The sequence below is a fragment of the Arthrobacter sp. MDT1-48-3 genome (genome assembly GCF_054511015.1).
Genome location: NZ_JBTNDL010000001.1, coordinates 882,165 through 908,612, shown reverse-complemented (window position 1 = coordinate 908,612; position 26,448 = coordinate 882,165). Strand labels below are relative to the sequence as shown.

Annotated in this window: 24 protein-coding genes and 2 pseudogenes; 7 read left to right on the top strand and 19 right to left on the bottom strand. The window is 67.2% G+C overall.

The window, feature by feature from the left end:
• Nucleotides 1–53: 53 nt before the first annotated feature.
• Both chvE and ACX80L_RS04490 read right to left on the bottom strand, forming a co-directional pair.
• Nucleotides 54–1,169, bottom strand: a pseudogene (chvE, locus tag ACX80L_RS04495) (multiple monosaccharide ABC transporter substrate-binding protein); the annotation flags it as partial.
• Between the two features lie 233 nt (nucleotides 1,170–1,402).
• The gene (locus ACX80L_RS04490) at nucleotides 1,403–1,948 is read right to left on the bottom strand and encodes a CGNR zinc finger domain-containing protein (RefSeq protein WP_459287936.1); all 546 of its coding nucleotides are present in this window, start codon (nucleotides 1,946–1,948) and stop codon (nucleotides 1,403–1,405) included.
• 87 nt (nucleotides 1,949–2,035) lie between these two features.
• Here ACX80L_RS04490 and ACX80L_RS04485 point away from each other — a divergent pair, with 87 nt between their 5' ends.
• From ACX80L_RS04485 to ACX80L_RS04475, 3 genes are all read left to right on the top strand, one after another.
• On the top strand, nucleotides 2,036–3,007 hold the full coding sequence (locus tag ACX80L_RS04485; protein ID WP_459287934.1) for an EamA family transporter: 972 nt from the start codon (nucleotides 2,036–2,038) through the stop codon (nucleotides 3,005–3,007).
• A gap of 122 nt (nucleotides 3,008–3,129) precedes the next feature.
• Nucleotides 3,130–3,390, top strand: coding sequence for a hypothetical protein (locus tag ACX80L_RS04480; protein ID WP_133079911.1), 261 nt, complete (start codon nucleotides 3,130–3,132; stop codon nucleotides 3,388–3,390).
• 656 nt (nucleotides 3,391–4,046) lie between these two features.
• A complete protein-coding gene (locus ACX80L_RS04475; protein WP_459287932.1) occupies nucleotides 4,047–4,946 on the top strand; it encodes a universal stress protein in 900 nt (299 codons plus the stop codon).
• A gap of 86 nt (nucleotides 4,947–5,032) precedes the next feature.
• On the opposite strand, the gene ACX80L_RS04470 is transcribed toward ACX80L_RS04475, so the two are convergent.
• From ACX80L_RS04470 to aztB, 5 genes are all read right to left on the bottom strand, one after another.
• On the bottom strand, nucleotides 5,033–5,287 hold the full coding sequence (locus tag ACX80L_RS04470) for a hypothetical protein (protein ID WP_459269432.1): 255 nt from the start codon (nucleotides 5,285–5,287) through the stop codon (nucleotides 5,033–5,035).
• Between the two features lie 265 nt (nucleotides 5,288–5,552).
• Nucleotides 5,553–6,809 carry a zinc metallochaperone AztD gene (gene aztD, locus ACX80L_RS04465; protein ID WP_459287930.1) on the bottom strand — a complete coding sequence of 419 codons (1,257 nt, stop codon included), beginning with the start codon at nucleotides 6,807–6,809 and terminating at the stop codon, nucleotides 5,553–5,555.
• A gap of 26 nt (nucleotides 6,810–6,835) precedes the next feature.
• Nucleotides 6,836–7,753, bottom strand: coding sequence for a zinc ABC transporter substrate-binding protein AztC (gene aztC, locus ACX80L_RS04460; RefSeq protein WP_459287928.1), 918 nt, complete (start codon nucleotides 7,751–7,753; stop codon nucleotides 6,836–6,838).
• The gene (locus tag ACX80L_RS04455; protein WP_459287926.1) at nucleotides 7,750–8,820 is read right to left on the bottom strand and encodes an ABC transporter; all 1,071 of its coding nucleotides are present in this window, start codon (nucleotides 8,818–8,820) and stop codon (nucleotides 7,750–7,752) included. The genes aztC and ACX80L_RS04455 overlap by 4 nt, the downstream gene beginning before the upstream one ends.
• A 190-nt stretch (nucleotides 8,821–9,010) precedes the next feature.
• Nucleotides 9,011–9,919, bottom strand: a complete 909-nt coding sequence (gene aztB, locus ACX80L_RS04450) for a zinc ABC transporter permease AztB (protein ID WP_133079906.1) — start codon at nucleotides 9,917–9,919, stop codon at nucleotides 9,011–9,013.
• A 152-nt stretch (nucleotides 9,920–10,071) separates the two neighbouring features.
• Here aztB and aztA point away from each other — a divergent pair, with 152 nt between their 5' ends.
• Nucleotides 10,072–10,767 carry a zinc ABC transporter ATP-binding protein AztA gene (aztA, locus tag ACX80L_RS04445; RefSeq protein ID WP_459287924.1) on the top strand — a complete coding sequence of 232 codons (696 nt, stop codon included), beginning with the start codon at nucleotides 10,072–10,074 and terminating at the stop codon, nucleotides 10,765–10,767.
• 170 nt (nucleotides 10,768–10,937) lie between these two features.
• Here aztA and ACX80L_RS04440 read toward each other — a convergent pair whose 3' ends face one another.
• From ACX80L_RS04440 to ACX80L_RS04415, 6 genes and pseudogenes are all read right to left on the bottom strand, one after another.
• A complete protein-coding gene (locus ACX80L_RS04440) occupies nucleotides 10,938–11,894 on the bottom strand; it encodes a manganese catalase family protein (RefSeq protein WP_133079904.1) in 957 nt (318 codons plus the stop codon).
• Between the two features lie 183 nt (nucleotides 11,895–12,077).
• Entirely contained in the window at nucleotides 12,078–12,869 is a 792-nt protein-coding gene (locus ACX80L_RS04435) for a ZIP family metal transporter (protein WP_133079903.1), read from the bottom strand.
• Between the two features lie 325 nt (nucleotides 12,870–13,194).
• Nucleotides 13,195–13,623 carry an ArsB/NhaD family transporter gene (locus ACX80L_RS04430; protein ID WP_459287921.1) on the bottom strand — a complete coding sequence of 143 codons (429 nt, stop codon included), beginning with the start codon at nucleotides 13,621–13,623 and terminating at the stop codon, nucleotides 13,195–13,197.
• Between the two features lie 299 nt (nucleotides 13,624–13,922).
• Nucleotides 13,923–14,720, bottom strand: a pseudogene (locus tag ACX80L_RS04425) (ArsB/NhaD family transporter); the annotation flags it as partial.
• Nucleotides 14,721–14,883: 163 nt separating this feature from the next.
• A complete protein-coding gene (locus ACX80L_RS04420; protein WP_459288093.1) occupies nucleotides 14,884–15,270 on the bottom strand; it encodes an arsenate-mycothiol transferase ArsC in 387 nt (128 codons plus the stop codon).
• 103 nt (nucleotides 15,271–15,373) lie between these two features.
• A complete protein-coding gene (locus tag ACX80L_RS04415) occupies nucleotides 15,374–15,763 on the bottom strand; it encodes an ArsR/SmtB family transcription factor (RefSeq protein ID WP_459269440.1) in 390 nt (129 codons plus the stop codon).
• Nucleotides 15,764–16,045: 282 nt separating this feature from the next.
• Here ACX80L_RS04415 and ACX80L_RS04410 point away from each other — a divergent pair, with 282 nt between their 5' ends.
• The gene (locus ACX80L_RS04410; protein ID WP_459287919.1) at nucleotides 16,046–16,822 is read left to right on the top strand and encodes a GAF domain-containing protein; all 777 of its coding nucleotides are present in this window, start codon (nucleotides 16,046–16,048) and stop codon (nucleotides 16,820–16,822) included.
• Nucleotides 16,823–16,939: 117 nt separating this feature from the next.
• On the opposite strand, the gene ACX80L_RS04405 is transcribed toward ACX80L_RS04410, so the two are convergent.
• Together ACX80L_RS04405 and ACX80L_RS04400 are read right to left on the bottom strand one after the other, a co-directional pair.
• Nucleotides 16,940–17,797 (bottom strand): GAF and ANTAR domain-containing protein, encoded by an 858-nt coding sequence (locus ACX80L_RS04405; protein WP_459288091.1) that lies wholly within the window; start codon nucleotides 17,795–17,797, stop codon nucleotides 16,940–16,942.
• Nucleotides 17,798–18,678: 881 nt separating this feature from the next.
• Nucleotides 18,679–19,959, bottom strand: coding sequence for an epoxide hydrolase family protein (locus ACX80L_RS04400; protein WP_459287917.1), 1,281 nt, complete (start codon nucleotides 19,957–19,959; stop codon nucleotides 18,679–18,681).
• A 54-nt stretch (nucleotides 19,960–20,013) separates the two neighbouring features.
• Here ACX80L_RS04400 and ACX80L_RS04395 point away from each other — a divergent pair, with 54 nt between their 5' ends.
• Nucleotides 20,014–20,616 carry a MarR family winged helix-turn-helix transcriptional regulator gene (locus ACX80L_RS04395; protein WP_459287915.1) on the top strand — a complete coding sequence of 201 codons (603 nt, stop codon included), beginning with the start codon at nucleotides 20,014–20,016 and terminating at the stop codon, nucleotides 20,614–20,616.
• Nucleotides 20,613–21,530: an NmrA family NAD(P)-binding protein gene (locus ACX80L_RS04390; RefSeq protein WP_459287913.1), complete on the top strand. Its 918-nt coding sequence runs from the start codon at nucleotides 20,613–20,615 to the stop codon at nucleotides 21,528–21,530. The genes ACX80L_RS04395 and ACX80L_RS04390 overlap by 4 nt, the downstream gene beginning before the upstream one ends.
• A gap of 75 nt (nucleotides 21,531–21,605) precedes the next feature.
• Here ACX80L_RS04390 and ACX80L_RS04385 read toward each other — a convergent pair whose 3' ends face one another.
• The 4 genes from ACX80L_RS04385 to ACX80L_RS04370 form a co-directional block, all read right to left on the bottom strand.
• Nucleotides 21,606–22,502: an NAD(P)-dependent oxidoreductase gene (locus tag ACX80L_RS04385; RefSeq protein WP_459287911.1), complete on the bottom strand. Its 897-nt coding sequence runs from the start codon at nucleotides 22,500–22,502 to the stop codon at nucleotides 21,606–21,608.
• Nucleotides 22,503–22,544: 42 nt separating this feature from the next.
• Entirely contained in the window at nucleotides 22,545–24,023 is a 1,479-nt protein-coding gene (locus tag ACX80L_RS04380) for a four-carbon acid sugar kinase family protein (RefSeq protein ID WP_459287909.1), read from the bottom strand.
• 126 nt (nucleotides 24,024–24,149) lie between these two features.
• Entirely contained in the window at nucleotides 24,150–25,529 is a 1,380-nt protein-coding gene (locus tag ACX80L_RS04375) for an MFS transporter (protein WP_133079894.1), read from the bottom strand.
• Nucleotides 25,530–25,671: 142 nt separating this feature from the next.
• On the bottom strand, nucleotides 25,672–26,442 hold the full coding sequence (locus tag ACX80L_RS04370; protein ID WP_133079893.1) for an SDR family NAD(P)-dependent oxidoreductase: 771 nt from the start codon (nucleotides 26,440–26,442) through the stop codon (nucleotides 25,672–25,674).
• Nucleotides 26,443–26,448 lie beyond the last annotated feature (6 nt).

Below are 26,448 nucleotides of genomic sequence, written 5' to 3'. Positions count from 1 at the left end.
GACGGGGGGGGGGGTGTTGGTGCGCCCCCTCCCGCCCCCCGTTGTCCGGGAACGACGTCTGTTGCCTTCACGAAGCCGGACTCCACGAGCGTGGGCTCGACGTCGTCCTTCGCCACGACCACGGGATCGAGGAGGTAGGAGGGGACGACCTTGGTGCCGTTGTCGTAGGTCTCGGTGTCGTTGACCTCGACCTCCTCGCCGGCGACGATCGCCTGGATCATCGACTCCACCTGGCCGCCGAGCTCGCGGGTGTCCTTCCAGACGGTCATCGACTGCTGGTCGGCCAGGATCGCCTTGACGTTGGCGACGTCGGCGTCCTGTCCCGTGATGAGCGGCCAGTCCGTGCCCGGCTTGTAGCCGGCGGCATCCAGGGACGCCTCGATGCCGAGCGCGAGGCTGTCGTTGGGTGAGAGCACGACGTCGACCTTGTCACCGCCGGTGTAGAACGACTGCAGGCGGTTGTCCATCTCGGCCTGGGCGTCGTCGGAGCCCCAGCCGAGGATGCCGATGGCCTTCCAGCCGTCGTTGTCCGCCGGCGACTTCCCGGAGGGGACGACCAGCTGGCCCGACTCGACGTAGGGCAGGAGGACGTCCCACGCCCCGGCGAAGAAGAACGCGGCGTTGTTGTCGTCGGGGCTGCCAGCGAAGGGCTCGAGGTTGAACGGGCCCTTGCCGTCGGCCAGTCCGAGCTGCTCCTCGATGAACTGGCCCTGGAGCTGGCCCACCTTGTAGTTGTCGAAGGTGGCGTAGTAGTCCACGGCCTCGGTGCCGTTGATCAGGCGGTCGTACGCGATGACCTTGACGTCCTGGGACGCTGCGTCCTCGAGGGCGGGCCCGAGGGTCTGGCCGTCGATGGCCGCGACGACGAGGATCTTCGCCCCGCCGGCCACCTGGTTCTGGATCTGGCTGATCTGCTGGTCCGTCTTGTTGTCCGCGTACTGCAGGTCGACGGTGCAGTCGGCGGCTTCGAGCTTCTCCTTGAGTCCCTCGCCGTCGTTGATCCAGCGCTCGAGGCTGCGGGTGGGCATGGAGATGCCGACGTTGCAGCTGGTGGTGGCGTCATCGCCCTCGGCTTCGGGGGCGGTCGATCCGGCCGGCGCACAGGCCGACATTCCCGCTGCGACACCGACTGCCAGCAGGAAGGCCGAGACATTCTTGATCGTGGTCATGGGTTGAGCCTTTGAAAAGGATCCGTCCGGGTGGCGGCACGCCCGGGGCAGGGGCCGGAGGTAACGGTCGGCATGCCTTGGTGTGCCTTATGGCTGGATCGAGCTGATACAACGCTGTAGCGCCCGGTCGATGTCACCATCGACGATATGTAGGCGAAGACAACATATCCGTGGAAGGCAGGCTGCGACAAGGGTGTGGGCGAACGTTATCGAAGTGAGACGTTCGGGGGTGATCAGGCGCTCCGGGCCTTCCGGGCGCGGTAGGCCTTGACGTGCGTGCGGTTCGCGCAGTTGCCCATGTCGCAGAAGCGCTTCGAGCGGTTGCGGCTGAGGTCCAGCACCACTCCGTCGCAGTCCTCGGCCGCGCAGGAGCGGAGGCGGTCGAGTTCGTGACTGCGGATCACGTCGGCCAGTGCCATGGCCGCCTCGGTCGCCATCCGCTCCTCGAGCGGCGCCTCGGGTGCTGTGGCATGGAGGTGCCAGTCCCACTCGTCGTGCCGGACGAGCTGGGGGAGTGCATTGGCGCGCCGCAGGATCGCATTGACGAGCGCGACGGCGTCGTCCTCGTCCGCGAACCAGAGGACCTCCAGCTCGGCGCGCAGTGCGCGCACGGCGTCGAGTTCCGCCTCGGTGTGTGTCCGCGAGCCGGAGAAGCGCTGCTCCTCGAGGAAGCGGTCCAGGCCTTCCAGGGTGTCCAGCGGGTCGACGTCGTCCTTCGCACTGTTGATGAGTGCGGCCGCGGACGCGAGCGCCACCTCCGTGTCATAGGTGAAAGACATGTTGACTCCTGACATCACGAACCCCTAGTGTCACGACCATAACCACTTGTCACTCATGACACCACTTCCCGACCCGAAGGAGCGGACGTGCCCCTGCGCCCCACCGCCGGCCTCTGGCTGGCAATCGTCTCCGCCGCGACGTTCGGCGTCTCCGGACCGTTCGCCAAGTCCCTCCTCGAGATCGGCTGGAGCCCCGGCGCCGCCGTGGGGCTCCGGATCGGGGGTGCCGCCGTCGTGCTCCTCGTCCCGGTGCTGATCGCCCTGCGAGGCCGCTGGGCGACACTCCGCGGCAATGCCCTGACGATCGTCATCTACGGGACCACGGCGATCGCCCTGTGCCAGCTGTTCTACTTCAATGCCGTGCAGCGCATGTCCGTCGGGGTGTCGCTGCTCCTCGAGTACCTGGCGCCCGTGCTGATCGTCGGCTTCCTGTGGCTGCGCTCGCGGAAGGCGCCGCAGGTCCTCACGATCATTGGTTCCGTCACGGCCGTCCTCGGACTGCTGCTCGTCCTGGACCTCACGGGTGACACCCGGCTGGATCCCGTGGGCGTGCTCTTCGGTCTCGCCGCGGCCGTGTGCCTCGTGGTGTTCTTCCTCATGTCCGCGAAGGTGGACGAGTCCCTCCCCCCGCTCGTGATGGCCGGCGGCGGGATGGTGGTCGCGGCGGGAACCATAGTGGTCCTCGGCCTGACGAACATCATGCCGTTCCGGTTCGTGTTCGCCGACGTCTCCCTGGCCGGGGCGACCTACAGCTGGATCGTGCCGGTCGCCGTGCTCGTCCTCGTGGCGACGGTGGCCGCCTACGTGACCGGGATCCTCGCCGCGCAGCGCCTCGGGTCCAAGGTGGCCAGCTTCGTGGCGCTGACCGAGGTGATGTTCGCGGTGCTCGCGGCCTGGCTGATCCTCGGTGAGCTGCCCGGACCCCTGCAGCTGCTCGGCGGGCTCCTGATCGTGGCCGGCGTGGTGTGCGTGCGGCTGGACGAGCTGCGGAGCGCGGACGCCGCAGGGACTGCCCTGCTCGACCAGCCCAACCCGGTGGAGCCGTTGCCGCGGGGGTGACGGCGCGGACGAAGCAGCGCCGTCATGCTGGGTCGGGTTTCCGGCGGTGAGGTGAATGTCGATAGAGTGCCTACACATGGCTCAGCAGGGGGCTCGACCAACGCCTTCCCACGGAGTCGATGATGAGCCCTCACACCTCACCTGCGAGACCGGACCTGGTGCGCCGACCGGCCCAGGAAGCCATCGCACAACCGCGGCCCAACTACTTGCGCATGTCGATGCGGGAACTGCGCGTCCACGCCAACCGCCTGTACCAGGCCCTGGACATGGAGAACCCGCCGGAGAAGGCTCGCTACGAGTACCGGCTGGTCAGCGCCATCCTCCTGATGCGCGCGGACCTCGCCCGACACCGTCTTGCGGTGCAGGCGCATACTGAGGCATGACCACTCGCCCGAAGACCGACGATCCGCTCGTGCTGCCGGTTGTCCTGCCGGCGCCGACCCCGGCGAGTGTCCGCCGTCGTCCATCCCACCTGGCGACTGAATCCAACACCTCCCTACGAGGACTCGCCAAACGACGATCGGACTCGATGACGCGACTGGGTGCTCGAGCAACCCGGGGCAGCCGACAGTCCGTCGTCATGCCTGGTGCTGCGCCTGTCGTCGCTCCTGGCATTGCACCTCCTGCGCTCACCGTCCCGAGCTCGCCCTGATCGCGACGGGCGCAGAACACGGCGATACCGATTCCAGGAGGGCCCTGGCCGGGCTCCCGCACCTGAGGGATCTCAGCCAGGACCACAGAGCCCGATCATCGCGGTCGCCCCAGAGGACGAAGGAGACGAGAAGCTGATGCGCATCTTCACTCGCCACGCAGCCCGGCAGCCCACGGTCACGGACGTTCGTGCCTTCCGCACGGCGGGACGGGGGGCGGCCTCGACCCCAGCCGACGAGGACAGTTCCGGGTCGGCGACCGCCCGGAAGCAGGAAACCCGTCCATCCTCGGAGACTCCACGCGCCGTCGAGCGCATCCGACGCACGATCGCACCAGGATCAGGACGACTGCTCACCCATGCGCGCGGGTCCGTCCTTCGGACGTCTCCATGCTGACAGTTGCCGAACCACACTCCGATCCCACGGCCGCGCACGAACCTCGTCCGCTACTGGTTGCAGTACGCGAGGCTGCCTCAGTGAATCCTGCCCTCGAATGGGCTGCGCGTCGTGCGCGTGACACCGATCGTGCGTTGATGCTCGTTCACGCTGTTCCGAGTGCGGATCTGATGCCGCCCGGCACCCGATACGGGCCTGTCGTCGAACGGGGCAGAGCTCTGCTGCGGGCCGAGTCGCTGCGCCTGGAGGCGCGATCACCGGGACTCAGGACGAGTACGTACCTGCATTGCGGAGATGTCGTCCATGCTTTGCTCGGCCTGTCCGCCGGAGCTTCTCTGCTCGTCGTCGGAGCGGACAGGATGAACACCCGCACAGGCGTCTTCCAGGGATCCGTGGCGATCGAGGTCGCGCTCGGGTCCGCGGCTCCCGTGCTCATCGTCCCGCTCGGTCATCGAGGTGGTGGTCAGAACGGGACGGGGGCAGGACACGTCGTCACGGGCGTCGACGGGTCCGCGGAGTCCTACGAAGCGTTGAGACGGGCAGCTTTCGAAGCCAACCGGATGCGGACACCCCTGAGAGTTGTGGAGGCCGTCCGGCCGTCCTCACCGGCCACGGAGGCGCGGACAGTCAGTACGTCGGCGATTCTGAGCGCACTTCGGACCGCGTACCCGGCCCTGATGGTGAGTTGGATCGTCGATACGGTGCATGCGCCTGCCCGTGCGCTGGCTCGACACAGCCGGGATGCCTCATTGCTCGTCATCGGGCGGCACGGGAAGGGTGCGAGAGCAGGGATGGGACTGGGATCTGTCACCCACGCGGTCCTGCTGCGGCCTCCCTGCCTCACCCTCGTCATCCCGGCACCGGATCAGATCCATCGGCGTCCAGGCGTCTGACCTCATACGCGGGGAGTTGCTATGTCGACCTGGGCGGCGACGCGGACGGAGGTGGCCGTGAGCCGCGCGGGTACCCCGGTACCTCGTCAGTCGAGGAGAGGAAGTCGCACGAACTCGGCTCTGGGGCGTTGGGGGAGCTCATCGATCAGCTCGTTCACAGCAATGGCAACGGTGTTCCGTTCGCTCTGCGACAGTTCGTACACGCCGTGCAGATAGGCGTCCATCTCGAAGAGCTCCAGCTGCCCGCCGATCGCGTAGTAGTGGACCCATAGATCTGCAGACGTCAGACCGGCATGATGGACTGCCAGATGAGTGCTCCGTTGTTGCGTGTACGCGGTCATACCATCGCCTGCTCAGGCTTCAACCGGGAACGATCATGTCCATGTTCCTGAAAACACTCCTGGGGACCCGGACCGGACCCAGACGAACACCTTTATAAGCCAGCTTACCCTCTGTGTTACCCACAAGACCTGGCAGAAGCTCGCTGACCGGCTGGAAGGGCCCAGCAGGTGTCCACTCCTGACCGCGACGGCTGCCGCACATGAAGCAGCAGGGGCCGGCACTCCCCGACGGTGCCGGCCCCTGCTGCGGTCATGTTTGTCGAAGTCAGCCTTCGACGGCCGCGATCTCGTTCGGAGTGCCGGGGAGCTCGTCCGAGGACGTGATCTCACCGGTGGCGATGTCGACGGCGTGGAGCTTCTTGGCTGCGGGATCGGTGATGTACGCGGTGCCGCCGACGACCTTGATGGCAGGGTGCGGATCCTGCCATTCGACCGGGCCTTCCCACGCGTCGATGACCGGCAGGGAGTCGGTGATCGCACCGGTCTCGGGGTCCATCGAGTGCAGGGCTCCGTCGGAGGCGAGGATCAGGACCTCGTCGTTCGGTCCGCGGGCCACGTCACGGAAGGTGTACTCGACGCCCTCGGGCAGGTCGATCACCTTCATGGTCTTGGTCTCGGTGTCGATCAGCGTGAGCTGGTGCAGGAGGTAGCCCTCGAGGTCGGGGTCGTCCTTGTAGTCGCCGGTGATGATGGGGCTGGTCTCGCTGACGTACGCGTTGCCCATACGGCCGAATTCGTCCGGCGCGTCGATCTTGGTGATCTCGCCGTTGTCGTAGACGAGTGCGCCGTCGCTGCAGCCGAACACGACGGCCTCGTTCATGGCCGTGCCCTCCCCGTGGACGGAGGGGCACTTGTCGCTCGTGGCGACCTCGTTGCCGTCGGCGTCCAGGACCTCGATGCCCGAGCGGCTCTCGGAGTTGCCGACGGTGGTCAGGAAGGTGCCGTCGTCAAGGACGATGGAGACACCGTGGTGGGCTTCTTCGCCTTCGATGACCTCGGTCGCCGGGAGGCTTTCGGGATCCTCGAGGAGATCGTCGGTGGTGTAGATGGTGGTGTCGCTGGTGCCGTCGGCGTAGAGGATGGTCTTGTCGCCGTGCTGGACCACGTGGCCGGCGGTGTCGGCCTCGAACATGAGGTCCGTGAGCTTCGGTTCCGCCTGCTGTGAGCCGGAGGAGTCGGTCCACGTGCCGAGGTCCAGGACCTGGAAACCCTCGGGCACGGTGACGAGGGCGTGGCGTCCGTCGCCTGCGGGGTTCAGGCGCGTGAAGCCGTCGATGGGCAGGTCGCCCTCGAGCTCCAGTGTGGTGCCGTCGAGGACCACGATCCCGCCGTCGTAGGTCAGGGCGACGCGGGGCGTCTGCTCGCCGGCTGCAGCGGCTGAGGTGGTGGTCTCCGGCATGGCGGACGTGTCAGCCGCCGGTTCCGAGGGGGACCCGCAGGCGGTCATCAGGAGGGCGGAGGTAGCGACCGTGGCTGCGAGGGCCAGGCGCTTCGGGCGGTACGGGAGCGGGTTCGTTGTCATCATCGTTCTTTCTGTGTTCTGGACTTTCAAGGAGAGAGTCCGGCGGCGATGCGTTCGGTGTTGGTGCGCATCATGGTCAGGTACGTGTCTGCGCCCTCGCCCGGGTCGGTGAGGGATTCGGTGAAGAGCTCGACGACGTCGACGTCGATGTTCGCGCCGTCGGCGAGTACCTGGACGAGGCGGTCGGGTTGGGAGGACTCGGCGAAGATCGTGGTCACCTGTGCTTCCTCGATCGCTCCGACGAGGTCGCGGAGATCGGAGGCACTGGGGGAGGCGAGGGTGGTGCCTCCCGGGATGACGGCTCCGATGAGCCGGAAGCCGTACCGTTCGGCGAGGTAGCCGAAAACGTGGTGATTGGTGACGAGGTTCCGCCGCTCCACCGGGATGGCCGCGAAGGCTTCGGTCATGGTCCGGTCGAGGTCGGTGAGCTCGGTCTTGTAGGCCGAGGTGGAGGACTCGACGGCTTCCGGGTCGATGTCGTCGATCCTCAGGGTCTGCTCCTGAAGTTCGTCGACGACCTCGATCATGAGTGTCGGGTCGGTCCAGAAGTGGGGGTCCATGGACCCCTCGGATTCCCCCTCCGCATAGGCGAGGGGTTCGATGACGTTACCGGCGACGAGGAGGGGTACGTCGTCGGACTGGGCGCTGTCGATGTGCTGCTGGAGCCCCTCTTCGAGGCCGAGCCCGTTGGTGACGATGAGATCGGCCTGCCGCATCATCGCCCCGTCCTGCGCGGAGATCTCGAAGGAGTGCGGGTCGGCATTGGGTTGCATGAGGACGCGGACATCGGCCTCGTCGCCGACGACGTTCTGCACGACGTCGCCGAGGATGTTCGTGGTGACCACGATGACGGGCTTGGTGCTCCCGGCGGTGGCGCACCCGGAAGCCCCGACCATCGTTGTCACGGCCAGGACCAGTGCCACGTACCTACGTGTTCGAGTCATCGCCCGACCTCCACCAGGTGCGCGGGGACGGTGTCGGTGTCGAACGTGCGGGCGATCCGGGCGTTGTCGGCGAAGTCGATCTCGAACAGGGTGTGTTCGGCCGGGGCATTGAGGTATGCGCGCTGCTGGTCGACGGTCAACTCGACCCCGGTCATCAGGTCGGGGTCGTGCAGGGTCTGGGGTAGCAGGGGTCCGGTGGCGGCAATCACCTCGTCGGTCTCGGCGGTGAGGACGAGGATGCGGCCGTCTGCGGCGAGGGCGACGACATGGCCTTCCCGGTCGTCGACCGCGGAGACCTGCAGGAGCGGGACTTCGGTCGGGACGAACTGCCATGAGCGTTCCCGGGTGTCCAGCAGCCAGGCGCCCTGGTCCCCGGCGACGGCGGCGACCGTGGGGCGGCCTTCGCGGGCCCGGAACTCCGTGGCCTTGGGCGCGTCCATGTCGGCCGGGTAGGGGATGCGCTCGTAGCTGACCTGATCGCCGTCAAGGGTTGCCAGGAGGGCGCCGTCGTCGCAGCCGATGACAGTGCCGACAGCTGTGGCGATGGTGCCCTGGGCGTCCACGCACTCGGCGGACGTGCCGTCGATCGGTCGACCGTCCTTGCCGTATGCCTGCACGGACGCGGCGGTGCCCGTGCTGCCGGGTTCGGTGAGGAGGGTGAGGTCCGAGAGCGGGACGAGCATCCCGGCATGTGGTTCTCCGGAGAGTTCGGTGCGGACATCGAGCTCGCCCCTGGCCAGGGCATCGTTGTCGAACACAGTGCCCTTGCCGCTGTCGGGGAAGTAGACGCCCGTCCCCGATGAGGCGGAGGTGACGACGGCTTCGCCGTCGCCTTCGACGGTGCCGATGGTTCTGGGTTCGCCGCTGTAGTAGTGGAAATGGTCCTCGTGATCCCACGTCCACATGCCGCTGTCGACGATCGTCAGGGCTCCCGTGGTCGCTGAGGACGCGAAGAGGTACCGCCCGTCCGTCGAGGTGCTGCTGACCTCGGGGACATCGCCGACGGTGGTGGTCGTTCCATCGGCGAGGTTGAGCAGGACGATCCGTCCGCCGGTGTCCAGGGTCATCAGGTGAAGCTGCGGTTCAGCGACTTCCGTGGAGCCCTCGAGTGTTCCGTGACCGTCGCCGATCTGGGGCGAGGCCGGACTGGAGGCGGCCGGAGGGCCACTGGCGATATCCGCGGAGGGGCCGGACGGGGTGGTGGTGGAGCAGGAAGTAAGAGTCAGGGCGAGCAGAGGGAGGCAGAGCACAAGAGTTTCAGGCGTTCGCACGAAGGGCTTTCTGTGATGGACGTTCCGGTTCCGAACCGGCTGGACGATCGACGTTCTGTGGAGAACTGTCAGAAGAGGTGGTGCGCCGGGTCATGCCGCGGACGATGCTCGACATGGCGGCACAGGCGATGGCGGCAAGGGCGATCGAAGCGCCGGCGGCCGTCCCGTGATGCCACGAAGCCAGGAGCCCGAGGAAGACCGAGAACGCCCCGATCAGGGCCGCAAGCCCCATGGTCGTCGGGATGCGCGTGGTCCACGCGGCAGCGGCGACAGCAGGGGCGAGGAGCAGTCCGATGACCAGCAAGGCGCCCACCGCCTGGTAGGAGGCGACGACGGCCAGGGTTACGAGTCCGACGAGGAGTACCTGGGCCGGCCGGGGACGCAGTCCCATGACGTGGGCGACGCGGCGGTCGAAGGCGAGGGCGACGAAGGAGCGGTGGAAACCTGCGGCGATCAGTACCGTGAGGATCAGTGCGCCGGCAAGGAGCTGAACCTCGCTGGGCCCGATGGCAAGGACGTCGCCGAACAGGATGGCTGTGGCATCGGTCGCGAAGCTGCGGGAGTGGGAGATGATGATGACCCCCGCGGCGAGCATGCCGACGAAGAAGAGACCGATGCTCGTGTCATGGGACAGCCGGCCCCGCCGGGCGAGGAAGCTCACGCCAAGACTCATCACCACGGCACTGCAGGCCGCGCCGAGGATGACCGGGACACCCGCCAATGTCGCGAGGGCCACGCCGGGCAGCATTCCGTGCGCCATCGCCTCCCCGAGGAACGCCATGCCCCTGATGACCACCCACGTGCCGACCACGGCGCAGATGGCGGCGCACAGCGAACCGCCGATGAGAGCACGCAGCATGAAGTCCGTGGAGAAAGGTTCGAGGAACAGGGTCACCCTGCCACCCTAGACTTAAATGAGTTTCGTTCTCAATATGCTAGTTTCGTGGGATGCCTTCCGCTCGACGCGCCTCCTCCCCGCCTCAGCAGCACTTCAGCAGATCCAGCCCGCACCCGTCGGACTCGGGGGCTGGTTCATCGGGGCCGATCGTGCTGACGGACGTGTGGTTCGATCACGACGGAGTCGATGCTCTGCGCGGCATCACCCTGTCGATCCAGCCCGACGCCGTCACGGCGATCGCTGGACCCAATGGCTCAGGAAAATCCACGCTGCTGGCGGTGCTTGCCGGGGTGCTGGCACCCCGCCGCGGAACGGTGTCGACACTCCGGAATGCGCGCAGGGCGCTTGTCGTCCAGCGCAGCGAAGTCTCCGACCGCATGCCGCTCACGGTTCGCGACGTCGTAACCATGGGTCGCTGGTCCACGGCGGGAATGCTGCGACGCCTGCACGCCGAGGATCACCGCATCATCGATGAGTGCATCGACCTCGTCGGCCTGGCCGGCTATCAGAGCCGGCCCCTGAATGCGCTGTCGGGAGGGCAGCGACAACGCGCCTTCCTGGCTCAAGGACTCGCACAGCGCGCGGACATCGTCCTGCTCGACGAGCCCACCACCGGTCTGGACGCCACCACACGGGCCCTCGTGGCAGAGGTTCTGGTCGCGGAACGGGGTCGCGGGGCAACCGTCGTCTGCGTCTCCCACGACGAGACCACCCTTGCCGCGGCCGACCACATCATCACCCTCGATGCAGGCCGCATCTCGCCCGACTCCGGAACGTCTGGTTGCCCGGCCATCCCGCGGTCCCATGCGCGGGTCGACGGAGCCGGGGTATGCCGGCGGGGCTGATCCGAGGACGGAGGCCTGGATCCCTGTCTGCGGATACGGCGTGTTGCGTAGTCGGACGTGGAGCCATCAGCTCAAGGGCGCTCAGAGGCCGTCGGGAGGACTTCGAATCACGGTGCACATGAGAGGGGGTGCCAGCTGTCGCCGGCACCCCCTCCGATGAGTGTTGGCAGTTACTTGGTGGTCATTGGGCCGAATGTCGCGTCGATGTCGGCCATCTCCATATCGGCCGTGGCCTGGATCAGGTCGAGCAGTTGGGGGTCGAGCCCGGGGGCGAACTCCTCCAGCCGCTCGGGGGCGATCTCCGACGGCACGCCCTCGGGGGCCTGCTCGCTGGCGTCGAGGGTCGTTCCGTCGTTCGACGGGGACAACCCCTGGTAGATCTTGCCGGCCTCCGACTGACCCTTGAGGTCGAAGGTGTACTGCTTGCTCTGCAACCCCAGGTCGAGGAGCTTCTTGACCTCGGGGAACTGCTCGGCGTTGGTCTTCGGGATCGGTAGCAGCGACTTCCAGTTCACCCCGAGGGTCTCGAGGGCCTTCGCGTAACCGTTCTCGTGGGCCTGGTCGCGGACGATCAGGTAGGAGATCGTGGAGCGGGCGGTCTTGTTGTCGGTCATCTCGTACATGCGGCACTTCTGCAGCCGGCCGGTCGCCTCGAGCATCAGGTTGTACAGCAGGTCAAGGGGAAGGTTGCCCGAGTTGTACACGTAGCTGCCGCTCCAGGGATTGCCCGCCGAGTCGACGGGCAGTGCACCCTGTGCGCCCACGAGGTAGTGGTGGATGTTGCCCTGGGACAGGGCCAGGTTCAACGGGATCGCGCCACCGGCCCCCGGGGTGTCCAGCGGATCCTCGAGCTTGCCCTGATAGCGGGGGGAGCCGTCGAGGAGCCGGGAGATCGTGGTGCCGATCAGCTCGACGTGGCTGATCTCCTCGGTGCCGATGCCCTGGATCAGGTCGCGGTAGGGCTTGGCGGCTGCGCCACGGAAGTTCATGCTCTGGAACAGGTACTGCATCATGGTGCGCATCTCGCCGAACTGCCCGCCGAGACCTTCCTGCAGGGCGTTGGCGGCGGCTGGATCCGGCTCGTCGGGGATGATCTCGTTGATGAGCTGCTGAACGTGGAAGAACATGGAACCTCCTGATGACAGGCGGAAAAGGAAGCCGCCTTACCTTCACCTTCCACCGCCGGACCCGAGACCACAAGTGGGCAGCGACCTGCTGCGAGGGAGTTCGAACGAATGCCTGGAGTGTGCACCAGCGCGCAGCGGTATCAGGGGCGAAGCAACTAGTCGTAGGAATGCCGACCTGGACGTTTACATGAGGGACAGGGTGAAGGAGAGGACGAAACCGGCGGCGGTGCTCATGGCTACTGCGGGTCCCCCGTGTTCATAGGCTTCGGGCATGAGGGTGTCGGCCAGGGACGCGATGACAGCGCCGGCGGCGAAAGCCAGGGGCAGTGAGATGGCTTCCGGGTCTGCCCCTGAGAGGGGACCGGCGCCGATGAGGACGGCGGCAACCAGGAGGACGGCACAGGCTCCCCATAGGCCGAGTATCTTCGACGTCGATGAGCCCTGGGAGCGCATGGATGATGCTCCGACGAGGGCTTCGGGGAGGTTGGAGACGAAGATCGCAGCCAGCAGGGCAAGGCCTCCGGTGCCTCCGCCCAGTGCCACGCCGAGGGCGACGTTCTCCGGGACCCCGTCGAGCGTGACGGCGGCGAGCAGGGCCAGGCCTGCCGCGCCGCGTACTGAGGCTTGGGACGCGGGATGGTCCGAAGCGGCAGCGTCGGTGTCCAGTTTCGCGCTGCCTTCGTGCTCGTCGGCCGGTGCGGGATCCTCGCCGGCTTGGGCCCATCGATCGAGCAGGGCGCTGAGGACGGTGAAGACGAGAGCGCCTGCAAGCAGGCCCAGTGCTGCCCGCCAGATACCACCCTGTTCGAAGGCGTCCTCGAACAGTTCGAAGGCCAGGGCTGTGATCAGAGATCCTGCGGCGAAGGACAGCAGGATTGCCAGCACCCTCTTGGGCAGGTTGAACCGCACACCGACCAGCGCCCCGATGATCAGCGCGCTGGAGGCCACCACACCGAACACGAGCGACATCATCATGCGGCCAGTATGCGACCACGACAGGGGCCAGGCCAACGACGACGGCGAGAAGCCCTTCTCTCAGGATCTACTTCGACACGCACTGCAGTGCGCCTTTCCACCTCCCGTCGGTAGTAGGGCGCTTCTCAAGAGTTCTCGGCGGCGTCACTCACACCGACAACAAGCCGTTCCTGACTTGGTTGCAGAGGAATCACGCTGATCTTCCGGCGCATCCGGATGCCGGCGTATGAACGTGAGTCCGCCGATCTCTTTCGAGCATCGCGTCGTCAGACGCCTTCGGTGGTGCACAGGTTCAGGAGCGCGGCGACCGGAGGCGTGAAGGTGTTCAGGTGCCGATGATGGTGAGCCAGCCGGCGAGGGCGAGGAGGGTGATGATGAGGACGGGGATGGTCAGGAGGATCCCGGTGCGGAAGTACTGGCCCCAGCCGATGTGGATGCCCTTGCGGTCCAGGACGTGGAGCCAGAGCAGGGTGGCGAGGCTGCCGATGGGGGTGATCTTGGGGCCGAGGTCGGACCCGATGACGTTGGCGTAGATCATCGCCTCCTGCGTCAGCCCGGTTGATCCCGCGGCCCCGATGGCGAGGGAGGCGATGAGGACGGTGGGCATGTTGTTCATCAGGGACGCGAGGACCGCGACGAGGACGCCGACGCCGAGCGCGGTGATGAGCACGCCGTTGTTGCTGATGGCCGAGAACACACCGGCGAGTTCGTCGGTGAGGCCCTGGTTCCGCAATCCGTAGACGACGAGGTACATGCCGATGGAGAACAGGACGATCTGCCAGGGTGCTTCCTGCAGGATCCGCGGGGGGGGGTCCGACCGTTCGGGAGCGTAGCCGCACCGCCACCAGCTGAGGAGGGGGACGCATCGTCGTCCACGTCCGAGCTGAACGTGCCAGAGGCCGGGTGGGCACTGTTCGCTGTGGCACCGGTGGGGCGGTGGGCCGCTCCGACAGTTTCGTAGTCGAGGTCGGCTGCCTGCCCTGCCGCATCGATCTCGGACACAGGTTCCTGCATCGCCGGGACGGGCATGCGTGGGAAGAGGAAGGCAGGTTTGCGGGATGCCACCAGCATGAGGACCACTGCGCCGACACCTGCCACGGCGGACAGTGGGATGTGCAGTGGTTCGGCGGCGAAGTAGCCGATGAGCAGGACTCCGAGAATGACCCACCCGGTCTTGAAGGTCAGGGGGTCCGCGATTGCCGACTCGGGTGTCTCGAGGGCGCTCATGTCGTAGGTGCGGGGGATCACCGTGCGGAAGAACAGCAGGAGAACGCCGAGGCTCGCGGCGACGGACACGATGCCGACCGGGACCATGACCGCGGCGTAGCGGGCGAAGCTGATGTCGAAGAAGTCGGCGGTGACGATGTTCACGAGGTTGGAGACGACCAGGGGCAGGCTCCCGGCGTCGGCGATGAAACCGCAGGCGATGACGAATCCGAGGGACGCCTTCGCGGGGAATTTCAGGGCCAGGAGCATCTGGATGACGATCGGCGTGAGGATCAGCGCCGCTCCGTCGTTCGCGAACACGGCCGCGATCGCGGCACCGAGCAGGACGATGAGGGTGAAGAGCAGACGCCCGTTGCCTCTGCCCCAGCGGGCGACGTGCAGGGCCGCCCATGTGAAGAACCCGGATTCGTCGAGGATGAGGGAGATGATCACGATCGCGACGAACGCGAAGGTCGCGTTCCAGACGATGTCCCACACGACCGGGATGTCCGACAGGCTCACCACCGTGGTCAGAAGCGCGAGGACCGCGCCGCCGAGGGCGGACCAGCCGATGCCGAGGCCTTTGGGTTGCCAGATGACCAGGGTCAGGGTGGCGAGGAAGATCAGGACGGCGACCACGGTCATGGCAGTCATAGCAGCAGGGCTCCTAGCAGGAGGGCAGGAAAAGACGCATCGACGAACTCACCTGTGGGTGTGAGGTGAGGTTGTAACGGGCTCGGAAGCGAACACCGGGCGCCGGCAAGAGAACATGACTGTTGTCGCCCGGTGAGAAGCCCTGGTGCTGGGGTCAGCGAGTGGTGAGGGTTGCGTGGAGGGCGGTGACGCGGTCGAGGATGTCGTCGCGGACCAGGCGCATCCGCTCGATCCCGTCGATGCCGCGTTCGCTGGGTTCGTCGGTCTCCCACCGCTCGTACAGGGTGCCTTCGACCTCGTCGACCTGCGCCTCGGCGCCGAGGATGACCACGAGGTCCGCCTGCTGCTGGTCTTCGACGGTGATCTGGCGGGGCACTTTCTGACTGATGTCGACCCCGACCTCTGCCACGACCTCGGCAGACAGGGCATTGACGGAGGATCCGGGCTTCGACCCGGCAGAGGCGGTGGTCACGGAGTCTCCTGCGACCTTGTCCATCAGACCGGCGGCCATCTGGGACTTCCCCCCGTTCTTCACACACACGAACAGGACAGAGGGCTTATCAGCCTTGAAACTCACAGGAATACTCACTTCTGGTCGGTAAGGAGGAAAGCAGGGGCCAAGCAGGATTCGGGAGGCTGGGGTGTTACTCGGGTTCGGTGAGGACGCCGGCGAGGGCGTCCAGAGCGCCGGGCACGATCGAGAAATACGCCCACACGCCGCGCTTCTCGCGGTGCAGGATCCCGGCGTCGACGAGGATCTTCAGATGATGCGACACCGTCGGCTGCCCAAGGTCCAGCGGCTCGGTGAGATCACACACGCACGCCTCGTTCTCTGCGCTGGAGTAAATCAGGGAGACCAGACGCAACCGATTCGGATCGGCGATCGCCTTGAACTGCCTGGACAATGCTTCAGCCCGCTCCACGCTCATCGCGGGCGCCCCGGACGGTACGCAGCACGGGCCCGCATCAACCATCTCGATGGTCGCGAAGTCCTTGGTCGAAGCAATGGTTCGGGGCTCGGAAATCGCCGTCATGCCAGCCAGCATACCCGTACATCGACAACCGTCGATATGGCGCAGGCCAGGATCATGGGCATGTCGGGCGGGGGCCGGTGATCGACAGTACGGGCGATGGCGCATCACGTGGCATCGAGGCGCAAAAAGGACGAGCAGTCCGGCGAGGAGCAAAGTGTGCACTACGGTGGAATAGGTAAGTAGGCTGATGATCGGCCGGGGCTCTTATCGATGTGATCGGGCCACTGCCTCGGATTCAGCATGTGGGACTCGGTAGTGGGGACGGTCGGGCTCGGAGGTCCAATGAACGGCCAGATACAGATCAGGCTGACGACGCTCGCCCTGGCGAGATCGCATTGCACGGTGAGTGAGCTGTGGGTGAAGTACTACGCCCTGGGCGGCAGCGTCTCCCAGTTCGAGGTCCAGGCCTACCTCGGCGGACTGCTCGTCCTGCATGGAAGTGAGCGGAACATTCTCGCCGATGCCATGAACGAGCTCCTCGAACACACGCCGGTGGACATCCGTGTTCCCCGCAGCGAGGAGGACGAACCTGCCGAAACATCCGAGGACTTCAAGCGGTCCCTGGGTGCCCTGGGTGCGTTCCTGTTCACGGCGGAGGAAGCCGAGCAGGAACGCCTCGACGCCGTCACCCGGACGAACCTGTTGGACTCACCAGGGGAGGCACGCTTCGACCGGTACACGCAGCAGGTCAGGGATTATTTCCAGGTCAGCTCCTCCATCGTGGCCCTGATCGATGATCACAGGATGTTCCTGAAGTCTGTCCTCGGACCCATCGAGCAGAACCTGCCGAGGGAGATCACGTTCTGCAATGCGACCATCCGTAATGCGGGACCGCTGATCGTCCCGGACGCGCTCGAGGACGGCCGATTCAGCGCGAATCCCCTGGTGGTCGGGGAGCCGTTCATCCGCTTCTACGCCGGCTACCCGCTGCGCGGTCCGGGCGGATGGACCGTCGGGACCCTGTGCGTCATCGATCAGCACCCCCGTAGCTTCTCGGCGCAGGACGGGCGGTTCCTGCGCAGGATCGCCCGCCTCGTCGAAGACGAGATCAACGCCTGACCACCACGCAGCACGGATCTCACATCTTCCATACCCCTGCCGCCTTGCCTCTGGGCCCTTCCGTGGCAGGTGTGTCGGGCATCTGTCGAGCGGCCCGCCGGGAGGTGCAGGCCAGGATCAGGACTCGAAGTGCGTGGTGACGGGTTCGTGCTGTCCGAGCGAGGCGAGGATGTCGACGGACAGGTCGCGGAGCTTCACGTTCCGGTTCGAGGAAGCGCGGCGCAGGATCGCGGTCGCTTCTTTCTGTCCGCACCGGTTCTGAGCCATGATCGCCCCGATCGCCATGTCGATACTGGTCCGGGACTCCATGGCCACCCGCATGTTCGCTGCCGCGTCCGTGAGCTTCGCGACCCGCACCGCCAGACGCAGGGACTGGGACACATCCCGGGCGAAACCCTCGGCGACACGAATGCCCTTGTCATCGAAGGTTCCGGGTTCCGTGGAGTAGAAGTCCAGGCCGGCGCTCGCACCCTCATCCAGACGTATCGGTATCCCGAGTGCTGATCGCAGCCCGTGCGCTGCGATCGCTTCGCGGTACTCCGGGAACCGAGTCTCGGTGAGAAAATCCGGAATGTGGACCGTCACGCCCTCACGGGCTGCACGCAGACACGGTCCGTCGTCGAATCCGTACTGCACCTCATCAACCTGCTGGGCCCTGGCACTGCTGCTGGCCACGGTGGTCATGGATCGGGGCTGCAAAAGCGTGATCCCGCAGAAAATGTCCCCGTAGCGCCCTGTGAAAGCCTCCGCAGCGACACTGACGAGCCCGGTCAGGAACTCCTGGACGTCATCGCTCTCGAGCACCATGTTCTGCAGCTGAGCGGTGATGGTGTCCCGCTCGGCCTCACGGGCCAGTTCGTTCTCGTCCGGCATCAATTCCTCATCCACGTATCGGTCGGTAGAAAAGGCTCGCTGCTGAACCAGTGGCCACCTCAAGCGCTCATCGAATGCTACGGCAATCGCACCGAAGCCCATCTCCACGATGCCTCAAGCGCCCTCAGCGACGGCCGCAGAACCCGCCGTCCGCGTCCTTGTCATTGCCGGCTGCGCGACAGTGCGCCCTGGTATGTCGACCCTGGCCGTCTCCGCGACGAACGCCAGACGTGCCGCGCCGATCATGACAGCTGAGGTGAAGCCGTGAGGGAGGGTGCGTGCAAGGGGAGGCCTTCAGGAGTGCTGTGGAGTGCTTCAGTCAGTAGCTGCGGCAGCAACTGGACGCCCTGATGACGGATGAACAAGGGGGCCATGAGCCACACGCAGATGCAGGCGCCCAACCCACGGCGGCCTCGACCCGCCGCTCGAGCTCGTCGATGAGCATCTGGTACCGGTCATGTGCTCCATACGGCGGGTGATCAGCGTCCATCAGTGCGTACGCCTGGTTCAGCAGGATCCGCAACCGTCGTGTGGACAGCGCTGCGATGTCGGCTGGAGTCAGTTGCTCATCGGTGGGAGCGTCGTCGCGATCCTGCTCGGCTGCAACCCACGCAGTCAGCTGGTCCGTATCAACGGCCCCGGACTGTCCAGGGCGCGCGGATCCCCTGGAGGTTCTGGTGTTCGTGAGAAGGGTGAACTTCGATGCCGAGGTGGTGGTTCCTGATGCGGGAGTGTTCAGAAAGTCGGTCATGGCCGTCTCCGGGTGCGATGCACATCCGTGGCCCGTGTCTGGACCTATGTGTGTTGTGAACACTAGACCTGATTCTCGTGGAAGCCACCAGCAGAAGCTGAACATCCGGTGACAGATCCCGATCACAGCTGAACAGAAGAAGTCGAACCTCCAAGGAGGTGTGGCGGATGGGCGACCTCCCAGTGGCGGATCGCTCACCCGCATGATGCGGAGACGCCGCCAACGGGCCGCCCTACCGCAGCGGGCGGAACGTCGCCCGGATGTCGTCGACGAGGAGCTCCGGCTGCTCGAGCAGCGCGAAGTGGCCGCCGTCCGAAACCTCGCTGAAGTGCACCAGGTTCGTGTAGCGTCGTTCGGCCCAGCGGCGTGAACGGCGGGCGTACTCGCCGGGCATGATGCTGAGCCCCACGGGAAGCGTGAGCGGCTCCTCGATCGTTCCCGGGTTGGCCCAGCCGTTCCTGCCCGCCTCCCAGTACATGCGGGCCGCCGACGCCGCCGTGTTGGGCAGCCAGTACAGCATGATGTCGTCGATCATCTCGTCGAGGGTGAAGATCGCCTCGGCATCCCCGTGCCGGTCGTGCGAACCTCCGACGTCCTGGAACATCGCGTAGATCCACGCCGCGAGACCGACCGGCGAGTCCGAGAGCGGGTAGCCGATCGTCTGGGGCCGGGTGGACATCTGCTGCGAGTAGGCGGAGAGCGTCTGCCAGTAGTACCAGCCCTCCCGCAGCATCACCTGCTCCTCGTCGGAGGCCGAATGCATCTCCTCGTCGGAGGGCATGAAGAGGGCCATGTTGAGGTGGATGCCGGCGAGCCCGATGTCCTGCGACTGCTGCAGTGCCGCGAGTTCGGCGGTGACGGAGGCGCCGAGGTCACCGCCCTGGGCGAACCAGCGCGTGTACCCGAGACGTTCCATGAGCGCGGCCCAGGCCCCGGCCGTTTGCTGCGTGTCCCAGCCGGTCCCGGTGGGCTTCCCGGAGAACCCGAATCCCGGCAGGCTCGGGATGACGACGTCGAACGCGTCCGAGGCATTGCCGCCATGCGCTTCCGGGTCGGTCAGCGGCCCGACGACGTGCCGGAACTCCAGGACCGATCCTGGCCAGCCATGCGTGAGCAGCAACGCAGGAGCCCCGGGCACCGAGGACCGGACATGCACGAAGTGGATGTCGAGCCCGTCGATCGTGGTGGTGAACTGGCCCCACGCGTTGAGCAGCGCCTCGGTGCGGCGCCAGTCGTACGCGGAGGCCCAGCGGTGGGCCAGCGCCTGGAGCTTCTCCAGCCGCGGTCCCTGGGATGTGTCCGCCACGGTCTCGCGGTCCGGCCATCGGGTGGACCGGATACGCCGGTGGAGGTCATCGAGATCGGCGTCCGGGACGTACAGGTTGAAGGGGCGGACGTCCGTCGGATCGCTGGAATGTTCCACGGACGGGAGGTCCGATACGGAGGAGTGTGCGTGGGGCATGGCGACCTTCGGGCAGGGGGCGGACGAGCCGACCGGTGGATGTTCGATCATCTTACCCACAGATCGTCTATAAGTGAGATCATCTTTCCTTGCTACTATTGCCTCATGCCCGCTGCTCCTGTCCCCGACCCTCTCGATCCCTCAGGCGTCGACTGGGAGGCCGGAGGCATCCGGACGGAACTCGGCTGGTCCCTCCAGGCGATGTCGCAGGGTTTCTCGCGCATCGCGACGGGCGCCGTCGCCGACGTGCCCGGCGGCCCGCGCGGCTACCAGGTCCTCGTGGCGATCACCACAGAGGATCCGACCTCGCAGCTCGTCCTGGCACAGCGGCTCGGTATCGACAAGACCGCGATGACCTACGTCGTCGATGCCCTCGAACGCGAGTCCCTCGTCGAACGCCGACCGGATCCGCAGGACCGCCGGATCCGCCAGGTCCTGCCCACCGCCCACGGCCGTGCCCTCCTCGCCTCGGCCCGGGCAGCCCTCCGCGAGGTCGAGGGCGTACTCCTGCGCGGACTCACCGCGGACGAGCAGTCGCAGCTCCGCCGGCTCATGGCACGCGTCGCGCTCGACGCCGGTGACGCCGAATCGTGCATCGGGTCGCCGGCGGGAGCCGAGCAGCCGGTGGTCGCGCCTGACTCCCCACCCCCTCGACGTCGGACCGACGTCCGTGACAGCGCCCCCACAGAGAAGAGCACCCCGTCATGACCACCCTCCTCGTCGCCGGCGCCACCGGTGACCTCGGTCGCCGGATCGTCCGCGAACTGCTCGCCGCGCATCCCGAAGCCCTCGTGCGCGTCCTCACCCGTCCGGGCAGCGGGACCGCCCAGGCCCTGTTCGGGGAGCAGGACCGCGTGGAGGTCCGGGAGGCCGCCTACACGGATCACGCGGGCCTCGTCGCCGCCCTCTCCGGTACCGACGTCGTCGTGTCCGCTGTCAGCGGCGCGCGGACGGTGGTCCTCGATGCCCAGCGGGCGCTGCTCGCCGCGGCCGTCGAGGCGGGCGTGGCACGGTTCGTCCCCTCCGACTACTCGGCGGACTACCGCCGCGTCAGCCCGGGCAGCAACCGCAACTTCGAGCTGCGCAGGGACTTCGCCGCGTACCTCGATGCGGCTCCGATCCGCGCCACGTCCGTCCTGAACGGCGCCTTCGCGGACATGCTGACCGGGCAGGCTCCGATGATCCTCTTCGCCCGTCGCAGGGTGCTCTACTGGTCCTCGCCGGACCAGGTGCTGGACTTCACCAGCAAGGACGACGTCGCCCGGACCGTCGCGCACGTCGCGCTGGACGACGCCGCGCCCCGTGTCGTCGAGGTGGCGGGGGACCGCGTCACGGCACGGGACATCGCGCGGATCATGACAGGACTCACCGGTACCCCGTTCACCACGCAGTGGGCCGGTACCACGGGGATCCTGTCCGGCATGGCCAGGATCGGCCGTCGCGTGTCGAGGGACGAGGAGGCGACCTTCCCGGCATGGCAGGGCATGCAGTACTTCGCCAGCATGTTTAGCGGTGAGGCCGAGCTGCGGCACGTGGACAACGATCGCTACGGACCGCAGGCCTGGACGGGCGTCCGCGACGTCCTCGAGGCGCACGTCGAGGGCACCGGCACCAGAGGCTGACCGCGGCGCCGGCGAACGGGGTAGGGCCGCCCGTGTTCGTACAGGTGCCGGGAAGCGTGGAGTGCGGGCAGTTCCTCAGGGGCGCCTGGTGGGAGCGATCACCCGGATCACCGCCGAGTCGTCCTCTGCGGCGAGGCCCTGCGCCTGTCCCAGCAGGTAGAGCTGCTCCGCGGCCGAGGCGACCGGAGAAGCGAGGCCCGCGGCACGGGTGGCCTTGCCGACGATACCCATGTCCTTGACGAAGATGTCGAGGCGGCTGAGTACCTCCGCTCCCTCCTCCGAGTAGGCCTCCAGCATCCGCGGTCCGCGGTTCGAGAGCATGAAGGATCCGGCCGCCCCGGCCTGGAGGGCGGCGAGGGTCTTGGCGGGGTCCAGGCCCAGGGCGTCGGCGAGGGCCATCGCTTCGGCCGCGGCCGCGATGTGCACGCCGCACAGCAGCTGGTTGACGGTCTTGAGCGCCTGCCCGTCCCCGGGGTTGTCCCCGACCACGGTCAGGGTGGACGCCAGGAGGTCCAGGACCGGACGGGCTTTCTCGAGGGCAACGGGTTCGGCCCCCACCACGATCAGGAGGTCCCCCTCGCCGGCGCGCTTCGGCCCCCCGGAGAGGGGTGCGTCGACCAGGGCGACGCCGTGGTCCGCGAGGCGTGCGACGGTGGCCGGGATCGCGTCGGTCCCGACGGTGCTGGTGAGGACGACGACGGCGCCCTCCCTCAGCACGGGAGCCACCCCCTGGTCGCCGAACAGGACATCGTCGAGCTGTTCGCCGTTGCGGACCGCGAGGAGCAGCGCGTCCGTGCCCGTCGCCGCCTCCTGTGCCGAGGCGAAGGTGCGGATCCCGGCCTCGCGTGCCAGCACGAGCCTCGGCTCCGCGATATCGAAGCCGTGGACCGTGAGGCCCGTGGCGAGGCGGATGGCCATCGGCAGGCCCATGGCGCCGAGGCCGAGGACTGTGACGGAGTAGCTGTCGTTCATGGGGATCGCCGTCCAATGCTGGGTAGGAGCTGCGGGGAGGTGTCAGAAGGTGGAGCTGAGTTTCCTCGTGACGTCGGCGAGGGAGGAATCGTCCCCCACGTTGCCGGCGAAGACGACGAACGGGATGCCCTTCGCGGGCCCGTCCACCGGCTCCCACAGGCTCACGATGCCCGGGAGCATCGGGCCCCGGACCATGGCGTGCCTGATCTGCAGGCCGTGCGCGGCGACGTCCGAGGAGGTGATCCCTCCCTTGGCGATCACGAAGCGGGGCGGGAACAGTCCGAGGGTGCGGTTCACGACGGTGACGACGGCGGCCGAGACCGTCCGGGCAATCCGGAGGCTGGCGGCGGCGTCACTGGTCCGTACCAGCAGTCTGCTCGTGTGGAGGATGACGTCACCGTGCGCGAGCCGGTCGACGACGTCCTCGATGATCCCGTCGAGGTGGGAGGCCGCGCGCTCGTCGAGGAGCTGCTCGACGTCGATCTCGATGGTGTGCGCGTGCTGGTGCTGCTCGGTGAGGATGCCGAGTTGCCGGGTGGTGACCCCCACATGCGAGCCGACCACGATCAGCCCGCCGGCGGTCGATGGCTCGTTGCCGGCATAGGCCTCGGAGCCGGTGAGTTCGGCGCGGATCTCCTGGCCGATCCGCGCCCGCATGAAGGGCGGCCCGACACGGTACAGGAGCTTCTTCCCGCGGCGTTCGGCTTCCTCCAGACCGAGCGCGAGGGCACGGAGGTCGTTCTCGGTCACGACGTCGGCGACGATCGGTGTCGCTCCGGTCGCATCGGCGACGGCATCCGCGATGGCACGGGCCGACGCGGGAGCGCCGCCACCCGTGCTGCCCGCGCGGATGATGCCGAGGTCCAGGACGATCACGGACGCCGCCGGGACACGTCCGCCGGTCTTCTCCTCGACGTACTGCGCAAGGGAGGCGTTCCGGTAGCCGAAGGTGGCGTCACGGGCGAACTCCGTGTCGGACACGGGGACGAGCTGGTCCTCGCCGAGTTCCGGCGCACGAACGTAGTGCACGCCGCCGATCGTGATCCGTCCGGCGTCCGGGAAAGCCGGGACGATCACGACGCCGTCGGTGGACTCGCCCGTGGCGTCGAGGACGGTCGCGGCGATCGTGTCGGGTTCGAGGGGGAAGTGTCCGCGGAGCGTGGAGTCGCCGCGGCTCACGAAGCCGAGTCGCAGGGCGGAGGCTTCCGCCGCCGCTGCGGCGAGGGCGTTCCGGACGATCTCCTCGTTCCGGGCCGCCGCCTCCGGTGCGTCGAGGCTGCGGGTGTTCGTGAGCACGTACACGGCCGGCTTCCCCTGATGGAAGGCCCAGGAGAAGTCCTCGGTCTCCCACCGGGTCAGGACGGGGAGGTCCGCGACGGACTGCGTCCCGGTCGGGTCGTCGTCGAGGACGACGAAGATCCGCGGCGGGCGCCCGGCGGACCGGACGGCTGCCGCCACCTCTCCCGCGGAGATGGGCGCGCCCGGCGGGTAGTCGGACAGCAGGTGCGTTTCAGTGGGCATGCAGCGCTCCGTGATGCGGTGGGTGGACGCCTGGGCGCCTGGACGCCTGGACGCCTGGACGGCGGTCGGGGGGACGTGCCGGTGGCGGTGCGGAGGATCGTCGTACCGCCACCGGTGATCGCCCCGTCAGTGGCCGGGTGCTGCCGCCGTCTTCTCCTCGGCTGCCAGCAGGGCATCCGAGCGGGACCGCATGTTGCGGGTCAGGATGAACATCACCGCGGCCAGGAAGGCGAAGACGCCTACCGAGATGGTGCCGTAGAGCCCCGTCTCGGTCGTGAAGCGTTCATCGATCGCGGTGCGCATGATCGGGGCCACGAACCCACCGAGGTTGCCCAGCGAGTTGATCAGCCCGATGCCCGCTGCCGCTGCCGTTCCGGTGAGGAACGCCGTCGGATAGGACCAGGTGATGGGGCCGCAGGCCAGGAAGCTGGAGACCGAGACCACGAGGAAGGCGATCGCCAGGACGGGCATCCCGTTCTCGCCGGCGAAGGCGGCACCGATGGTGGCCAGGCCGGTCGAGGTGTAGAACATGGTGCCCCACGTGCGGCGACGCCGGATGGTGTTGGCGTTCTTGCCCACGATGTAGCAGACGAACAGGCCGACGAACCAGGGGATGGCCGAGATGAGGCCGATCTGCCAGAACTCGGCGTCCGGGCTGATGATGCGCCGGACCTGCTGCGGGAGGTAGAACGTGGTGCCGTAGACCGCGACCTGGAGGCAGAAGTAGATGACGGTGAAGTACCAGACCTTCCAGTTGCCCATGGCCCGCATGATGCCGGAGGGCCCGTCCGTACTGCGGACCTCGTCCTCCGCTTCCATGACCCTGAGCAGTGCGCGCTTCTCGTCCTTGTCCAGCCACTTCGCCTTCTGCGGACTGTCGATCAGGAAGAAGATGGCGGCGATGCCGGCGATGACGGCCATCATGCCCTCGGTGAAGAACATGACCTGCCAGCCGCGCCACGGGGTGTAGGTGTCCCCGAAGGAGATCAGCGCCCCCGAGATGGGATTGCCGAGCATCTGCGAGAAGGGCTGGGCAAGGTAGAACAGTGCGAACATCTGGACGCGGACCTTGTTGGGGAACCACTCCGAGAGGAACATGATGACGCCCGGGAAGAGCCCGGCCTCGGTCACGCCGAGCAGGAATCGCAGGATGATGAACATGGTGTCGCCGGACGTGAAGGCGAAGGCCGCGGCGACGATGCCCCAGGTCACCGCGATCCGGGCCAGCCACCAGCGTGCCCCGAACTTCTTGAGCAGCAGGTTGGACGGGATCTCGAAGATCGCGTAGCCGATGAAGAAGATGCCGGCACCGAGGGCGAACGCTCCGGCGCTGATGCCGCGGTCCATCTCGAGGGCATCCTCGGCGTAGCCCACGTTCGTGCGGTCCAGGAACGCGACGAAGTACAGGATGATGAGCATCGGCATCAGGTGCCGTGCAGCTTTCTTGACGGCGGAGGCAAGCGCGGGGCTGTCCAGGTCGTCTTTGACCGCGTCCGTAGCGGACATGGGACTCTCCTTAGTGCGGTTGTTGTGGTGGTGGTGTGCGGCTCAGCCCACGAGTGACGGGAAGATGAGCCAGGCCCCGATACCGACGAGGATGATGCCGACGGCGAGGAACAGGATGCGGGATTTCGACCAGTCGCCCATGTCAGTGCATGTAGAGTCCGCCGTCGACGTTCAGGGTCTGGCCCGTCACGAATCCGGCGTCCTCGCTGATGAGGTAGGCGATGGCTGCTGCGATGTCCCGGGGGGTGCCGATGCGCGGAAGAACGCCGTCGGCCGCCATGGCGGCCTTCCGTTCCTCCGTGAGCGTGCCACCCATGATGTCCGTGTCGATGGGACCGGGCGAGATGGCGTTGACGGTGATGCCCGCCCCGCCCAGTTCACGTGCCACGGAGCGCGTGAAACCGATGACGCCGGCCTTCGCCGCGGAGTAGACGGTCTTGGAGAACGTCCCGCCACCGCGCTGCGCGGACACCGAGGACAGGTTGACCACGCGCCCGACGCCGTGCCCGACCATGGACTCGACGGCTCGCCGGGTGGCGTAGTGGACGCCGTTCATGTTGATGCCCATGACGCGGTTCCACTCCTCGGGAGTGACTTCGAGGTACGGCACGGGGCTGGAGACGCCGGCGAGGTTCACCAGTGCGACGACCTGCGGGAGGGCGGCCTCGAGGCTGTCGAAGGCTGCCCGCACCTCGGATTCGTCCGCCACATTCGCTCCGGCACCGGCGGCCGTGACGCCGTGCTCCTCGGCGATCTCGCGGGCGACCGCCGTGGCCGCCCCGTCGTCGAGGTCGATGATGCCGATGTTCCAGCCGAGGCCGGCGAGGTGGTGCGCGGACGCGCGACCGATACCGCGCGGTGAGGCGGCGCCGGTGAGGATGACCGACCTGGAGTCGGGAAAAGCTGATGCCACGGGAGG

Bases quoted from the DNA above. Each gene is read 5' to 3' on its own strand.
- ACX80L_RS04385 (WP_459287911.1), bottom strand. From the start codon at position 22,502: ATGAACGACAGCTACTCCGTCACAGTCCTCGGCCTCGGCGCCATGGGC.
- ACX80L_RS04415 (WP_459269440.1), bottom strand. From the start codon at position 15,763: ATGACGGCGATTTCCGAGCCCCGAACCATTGCTTCGACCAAGGACTTC.
- ACX80L_RS04390 (WP_459287913.1), top strand. From the start codon at position 20,613: ATGACCACCCTCCTCGTCGCCGGCGCCACCGGTGACCTCGGTCGCCGG.
- ACX80L_RS04470 (WP_459269432.1), bottom strand. From the start codon at position 5,287: ATGACCGCGTACACGCAACAACGGAGCACTCATCTGGCAGTCCATCAT.
- ACX80L_RS04475 (WP_459287932.1), top strand. From the start codon at position 4,047: ATGCTGACAGTTGCCGAACCACACTCCGATCCCACGGCCGCGCACGAA.
- ACX80L_RS04440 (WP_133079904.1), bottom strand. From the start codon at position 11,894: ATGTTCTTCCACGTTCAGCAGCTCATCAACGAGATCATCCCCGACGAG.
- ACX80L_RS04395 (WP_459287915.1), top strand. From the start codon at position 20,014: ATGCCCGCTGCTCCTGTCCCCGACCCTCTCGATCCCTCAGGCGTCGAC.
- ACX80L_RS04480 (WP_133079911.1), top strand. From the start codon at position 3,130: ATGAGCCCTCACACCTCACCTGCGAGACCGGACCTGGTGCGCCGACCG.
- aztC (WP_459287928.1), bottom strand. From the start codon at position 7,753: ATGACTCGAACACGTAGGTACGTGGCACTGGTCCTGGCCGTGACAACG.
- ACX80L_RS04455 (WP_459287926.1), bottom strand. From the start codon at position 8,820: ATGACCCTGGACACCGGCGGACGGATCGTCCTGCTCAACCTCGCCGAT.
- ACX80L_RS04375 (WP_133079894.1), bottom strand. From the start codon at position 25,529: ATGTCCGCTACGGACGCGGTCAAAGACGACCTGGACAGCCCCGCGCTT.
- ACX80L_RS04405 (WP_459288091.1), bottom strand. From the start codon at position 17,797: ATGGGCTTCGGTGCGATTGCCGTAGCATTCGATGAGCGCTTGAGGTGG.
- ACX80L_RS04430 (WP_459287921.1), bottom strand. From the start codon at position 13,623: ATGTACCTCGTCGTCTACGGATTGCGGAACCAGGGCCTCACCGACGAA.
- ACX80L_RS04435 (WP_133079903.1), bottom strand. From the start codon at position 12,869: ATGATGATGTCGCTCGTGTTCGGTGTGGTGGCCTCCAGCGCGCTGATC.
- ACX80L_RS04410 (WP_459287919.1), top strand. From the start codon at position 16,046: ATGAACGGCCAGATACAGATCAGGCTGACGACGCTCGCCCTGGCGAGA.
- ACX80L_RS04380 (WP_459287909.1), bottom strand. From the start codon at position 24,023: ATGCCCACTGAAACGCACCTGCTGTCCGACTACCCGCCGGGCGCGCCC.
- ACX80L_RS04490 (WP_459287936.1), bottom strand. From the start codon at position 1,948: ATGTCTTTCACCTATGACACGGAGGTGGCGCTCGCGTCCGCGGCCGCA.
- ACX80L_RS04400 (WP_459287917.1), bottom strand. From the start codon at position 19,959: ATGATCGAACATCCACCGGTCGGCTCGTCCGCCCCCTGCCCGAAGGTC.
- aztD (WP_459287930.1), bottom strand. From the start codon at position 6,809: ATGACAACGAACCCGCTCCCGTACCGCCCGAAGCGCCTGGCCCTCGCA.